Annotated in this window: 7 protein-coding genes; 4 read left to right on the top strand and 3 right to left on the bottom strand. The window is 46.3% G+C overall.

Annotation, left to right across the window (positions count from 1 at the left end):
- On the bottom strand, window positions 1-499 hold a 499-nt coding region (locus tag JF818_RS12510; protein WP_198892326.1), incomplete at its 3' end, for a transposase family protein.
- Window positions 500-669: 170 nt separating this feature from the next.
- Between JF818_RS12510 and JF818_RS12505 the strand changes: the two genes are divergently transcribed.
- The 3 genes from JF818_RS12505 (at window position 670) to JF818_RS12495 (ending at window position 2,746) form a co-directional block, all read left to right on the top strand.
- Window positions 670-1,323 carry a hypothetical protein gene (locus tag JF818_RS12505; protein ID WP_198892325.1) on the top strand — a complete coding sequence of 218 codons (654 nt, stop codon included), beginning with the start codon at window positions 670-672 and terminating at the stop codon, window positions 1,321-1,323.
- A complete protein-coding gene (locus JF818_RS12500) occupies window positions 1,320-2,018 on the top strand; it encodes an ABC transporter ATP-binding protein (RefSeq protein WP_198892324.1) in 699 nt (232 codons plus the stop codon). Before JF818_RS12505 ends, JF818_RS12500 begins: the two co-directional genes overlap by 4 nt.
- Window positions 2,019-2,113: 95 nt before the next feature.
- Entirely contained in the window at window positions 2,114-2,746 is a 633-nt protein-coding gene (locus tag JF818_RS12495) for an ABC transporter permease (RefSeq protein WP_233067678.1), read from the top strand.
- Window positions 2,747-2,802: 56 nt separating this feature from the next.
- Here JF818_RS12495 and JF818_RS12490 read toward each other — a convergent pair whose 3' ends face one another.
- Window positions 2,803-3,777, bottom strand: coding sequence for a sugar phosphate isomerase/epimerase (locus JF818_RS12490; protein WP_198892322.1), 975 nt, complete (start codon window positions 3,775-3,777; stop codon window positions 2,803-2,805).
- Between the two features lie 16 nt (window positions 3,778-3,793).
- Window positions 3,794-4,813, bottom strand: coding sequence for a LacI family DNA-binding transcriptional regulator (locus JF818_RS12485; protein ID WP_198892321.1), 1,020 nt, complete (start codon window positions 4,811-4,813; stop codon window positions 3,794-3,796).
- 224 nt (window positions 4,814-5,037) lie between these two features.
- Between JF818_RS12485 and JF818_RS12480 the strand changes: the two genes are divergently transcribed.
- On the top strand, window positions 5,038-5,507 hold a 470-nt coding region (locus tag JF818_RS12480), incomplete at its 3' end, for a substrate-binding domain-containing protein (RefSeq protein ID WP_198892320.1).

The following is a 5,507-nucleotide window of genomic DNA, read 5'->3' as shown; positions in this document are numbered from 1 at the left end:
ATATGAAGGGGACTGACGTGTTCAGTGCAAAAGGTAGGTAGGGTCTGCTTCCAGCACGGAATGGCAGGAGTCTCGAGGTGAAGATTTTACCCACTGCCAAGGGAAAATCCTTGGCTACATGTTCTTTGAGGATGTCCATGGAAAGGCTGAGTGACTGGATGTAGGCCCATCGCTTCAGATTGTGCCACCAATACTGTTGCACCTGCCGGCTGGCCAATGAATGGCTAAAGCTACCATGGCGAATCTTATGGAGCATTGCCTCTCTCATGAGTGCCAACGGATGAAGTAATCGGCTTTGCCAGCCAAAAGGTCTGAGGGTATGGACTTGTGCGCAGTCGCTACAACGCCAGCGCTTGAGCCAAAGCCCAGCCGGGAATCCCTGGAAATATCTCAATACATACCCATGGCCCCACAACCGAACACCATTGCAACCAGGACAATGGCTAGGACGTTCCCAGCGGTAGGCTTTCCCTTGAGCTTGTAATTCCTTCAGTTCCACATGATAATACAGTACTATGTTTATAGTTTGGGGAGCAGGCATCTTTGGTTGGAGGCTGCTCCCCTCTCCTTTCCTATGATGCGAACATGTTACTATATAATGTAATACTTAGTCTAAGACATCTTGATAATATCCAGAGATACGTAATTGTTTAATGTGGAAGCCAACACTTGGTAGCCCTTATCACCCAGAGCACCAGTGATTTTCGCCTGATCGGTACGCTCTCTACAGACGGAGCTTTCCCCTTGCTTGCATCCGGCCCCCTTACAGAGGGAACAACGATAACGGCTGGAACGATGGAGATCAGCGTAACCAACTATCTCCTTGATGCATACCTGGAAGATCGCTATGACGTTGAGAAGGTGTTCATCAATGAAATTCCTGCACGCTTGGAAGCTGTCGTCTCCTCTCAATTGGATACAGGTATCTTTCCTGAACCGTTTGCCAGTATTGGGGCGCTTAGGAATTTGGAAAAACTTACATTTGAAGGTATACCGAAAGAAAGCCTGAACATCATTGCTTTCACCGAAAAGGCAATACAAGAGAAAGAGAGTCAGATAGTTGGGTTTCATCGGGCATATGAGAGAGCAGTAAAGGATATCCAAGCTGACCCGGAGCTTGCTCGCACCGCACTCATGAATGCAATCCCAGCTCTGCCGGAAGCAATACGTGAGACCATGGGCCTTCCTGAGTACCATGCTCCATCACTTCCGAGTGAAGCTTTCACCAAAGAGATCATCTCCTGGACTGAGGGTATAACCGGAACCGAGTATGCTGTTGGAATCAAGAATCTCTATGATGCAAGGTTTATAGACGCCTTATGATACTCTCCCTCACCGATGCCAAGCTTGACTATCCCAAGACCACTGCCTTCCAGCACTTTTCCTTGAATGTAAAGGCTGGGGAGATGGTCAGCATCATCGGTCCAAGCGGATGTGGAAAAACCAGCCTTCTCTACGCTATTGCCGGCTTGTTGCCACTCTCTGGGGGAACCATGCAGAGAGCTGTTGGAAATGAGGGTGTGGCCCTCATGTTCCAACAGGACCGACTTCTTCCCTGGAAGCGTGTCATCAACAATGTGTTGCTCGGACTTCCTGGGGAGAAGAGTGACGAGGCTGAAGAACTGTTACAGTCAATGGGACTTTCTTCTGTGATGCAACACTATCCCCACGAACTCAGCGGTGGGATGAGGCAGCGGGTAGCGTTGGCAAGAGCATTAATTAGGAAGCCTAACATACTACTACTTGATGAGCCACTTGCAAGCCTCGATGAACAGCAGCGAGAGGTCCTCCAGAATGATATCAAGGAGTATGTACAGCACCATTCCATAACGCTACTCCTTGTGACTCACAGCCTCCAGGAAGCAGTATTCATGGGAAGTAGGATTGTTATGATGACTAACAAAGGGGTTTCTTACGAGTTGCAGAACCAGCTCCATGGAGAAGCCAACCTTCGTACCCGTGATGAATTCTTCACTATGCAGAAGACGTTACGCCATCACATGAAGGCTTCCCGATGAAGTACCTAAGAGGGATGTTAGTAGTATTTATACTCTGGTACATAGCAGCATTTCTGCTTGCATCGCCAGTCATCCCATTTCCCCATACTGTCCTCATGTATGCCATTGGGCTATTCATCCCTCAGGAGATGCATCTGCATCTGCTCTATTCTCTCTATAGAATTCTTTCGGGTCTGTTCATTGCACTCTTCTTTGCCATTCCCACAGGGATGATCGCAGGGAGAGTCCCTGCATTGGACCGACTGATCTCCCCAGTTCTCTATCTACTCTATCCACTACCGAAGATTGCTTTTCTGCCGGTGTTCATGGTATTGCTGGGTATTGGAGACCTTTCCAAGATCATCCTGATTTCTGTCATCATCTATTTCCCTGCCTCAGTGACCATACGGGATGGGGTTAAGGAAATCCCGTTTGAATTTCTCCAATTGGCAGAGGCATATCACCTAAGCAGAAAACAGGTCCTGAAAGATATCATCTGGCCTGCAATCCTGCCACGTATTTTCTCTTCCCTGCGCATCACACTGGGCATTTCTCTCTCTGTGTTGTTTATCAGCGAGACCTACGCTGCATCCCATGGACTAGGATACTCGATCATGAATTACTGGGTCATGGCCCAGTACACAGGCATGTATGCTGCCATTGTACTGCTCAGCATCCTAGGGTTGTTGCTCTACATCATTGTAGACTGGGCAGAGAGGTTATGCGTGCATCCAAGAACAAATACATGACAACCTCCCAATCGGGAGGCTGCCTTACAAACCCAAAGAAAATCAACGAACCGTGGTTATTTGAAGAAAGTCTTTCGAATCCAGCGTTGTGACTCAACAGCATTTCCTTTAACAAGCAAATCCCTGATCTCTTGCATTACTTGGTCACTCAACTTTTCATCGATCATCTGGAGGAACTCTACACTTTCGCGTAATGCACCCTGACCATCTTCTCGATACGGATACTGGTCCATGGAAAGCCATCCATCATACTTGGTCTCTTTCAGCCAGAAAAGCATCTCTATGAACCTGGGGAAATGCACAGATCCGACAATCATATCATCATCCCATGTTCCATAGTTGTCATTGAAATGCATGTGAAAAAGCTTCCTTCCGTACTCCTGGAGAATAACAATGGATTCAGCCACATTCTCTCCTGCAACAAACGCATGGCCGGTATCTATACAGACTCCCACGTTATCCAACTTCGTCTCCTTTGCAAGCAACAGAGTATCTGAAGCACGAGCCATGAAGCTGAAATTTCGTGGTTCTTTTGGCTTATATTCAAGTGCGAATCTGATATCCGGTGCAGAGGCAGCAACACTCTGGATGGCGTCCTTAAGCCATGCACGCTCCTGTACGAGATTGGACTGCAACGTATAGTCGTACCCATCCTGTCCCGGCCAGATATTCAGCGTCTTGCAGTTGAGTTTTCTCGCCATTTCCACACAGGCGAATGTATAGTCCAATGCTTGCTTTCGAATTTCGCTATCCTTCGATGCAAGACACCCCTTACCCCATCGTTTCTGACTGAAATGATCAGGAATAATGGAAACACACTTCAGGCCATACTTGTCGAGCAGATCACCAACTTCTTCAACATTCTCTGGAGCAACATCCCATGTTCCCACCAGCTCTACACCTTCGACCCCTTCGATCTCGGCTGCCTGCTTGATCAGCTCTGCTTTGGGTACCTCATCCTTGTAACCGGAAGAAAGAAACCTATCACAGGTGTTTCCTAAATTCCCTAGAATAATTGAATACTTACTCATGACGTGCACCTCCTTGTCATGTCCTTCTCATAACACTATTCCTAGCCACCAAGTTACCCTGGACAAGCCAGCTGGACGGTTCCAGCATTTTTTTTGTTGCAATTTTCTCTAGTAGCACATATACCGCCTTCTCACCAATTCGCCGTGTTGGGATTCTTACGGTTGTGAGATGGGGTTCCATCATTGCAGCCATCGGCAGATCATCGAAACCGACTACCGATACATCTTTTGGAATACTATATTTTTTTTCTTTCAAAGCTTTTATTACGCCAAAGGCAGCCACATCGTTATAACAGAACAATGCCTGTGGGAGTACCGGCCCTGTAGCAAGATAGCTTTTCATTGCCTGGTATGCACCATCAAAGCCTGGCTCTACTGAAATGAAGGAGGAGGCATCCACCAAAAGATGATTATAGTCCATGGCCAATGTGAATCCTCTTTCACGCATGACGATATTCCCAGATTTCATTGAGCTGGTGACCATTTGTATCTTCGAGTGGCCATAGGAGGCCAAATGATCAATCACCTGGTATACTGCATTGATGTTGGCCATATCGACAAAATCACAGGAAACATGGTCAAAGAAGGTATCGATTACTACAAAGGGAACACTAAGCGAGTGTAAAATCTCTAGGTCAGATTCGAACAGTTCCGTACCTATCAATATCACTCCCTTTGGATGCCTTTTCTGAATCTCTTCAAAACAACCCTGAAGTGTCCTACATGGGCTGTCAAATATTTCGAACTGATATCCTTCAGCGCTGACTGCTCTATTAATGCTGTCTATATAATCCATGATGAAAACACTTTGATCCTGATTGAGCAGCAACCCATGTATTTTTAACCTGGCTAGCAAGATGGGTCCATTGCTGGGACTACTCATCGGCCGGTCTCCTGGCACTCGATAATTCATCTCTCGTGCCAAGGCAATTATTCGCATTCTTGTTTCATGACTCACACCACGATGCCCATTTAACGCAAGAGAAACAGTTGTTTTTGATACTCCAGCCTTCTCAGCAATTTCTTTAATTCCCATATATACAGAAGTACCATGCAGAGGTCATCCTGTCAAAGGGTTTATTAAATTTTGCTAAACTTTTTTATTATTATGACGTTTTTATCATAATACGTGATTTTTTAGCACTATTTTACTTATTCATGCATAATTTTTATCATTTCTTCCAAACAAGTTAATTATATTTGACTTCTCGATAGTGCGGCGCTAGAATTCAAATACATACTGTAAAGGAGGACTACAGAATGAAAAAATTTCTTGCTTTCGTGTTGGTTGTTTTACTGTTAGGACCAGCTCTGTTTGCTGCAGGACAAGCGGAGGAGGAATCAGGCTATGAGATTGTAGTAGTGCCCAAGGATGCTTCAAACCCATGGTTCGTACGAATGAAAGTCGGGGTGGATGAGTATGCCAAGGAAACCGGCTTGAATGTATACCAGAGAGGAACTCCCCAGATTGATGCAACATTGCAGGCTCAGCTGGTACAGGACCTGATCGCACAGGGGGTGGATGCTATTTGTGTCGTTCCTGTAGACCTTGAATCCTTGGAACCGGTGCTTGCTCAGGCACGAGATGCGGGGATTGTGGTAATTGCACATGAAGGTGCTGATCTCGAGAACGTAGATTACGATATCGAGGCTTTCAGCAACGCTGGTTATGGTGCCTTTATCATGGACAACCTTGCAGAGGCTATGGGCGAAGAGGGACTGTACACCAC

Source organism: Sphaerochaeta sp. S2 (genome assembly GCF_016406725.1).
In the GTDB taxonomy this organism is placed as follows: Bacteria; Spirochaetota; Spirochaetia; order Sphaerochaetales; family Sphaerochaetaceae; genus Sphaerochaeta.
The sequence above is the reverse complement of the archived record's forward strand: the minus strand, read 5'-3'. Positions and strand labels throughout refer to the sequence as shown.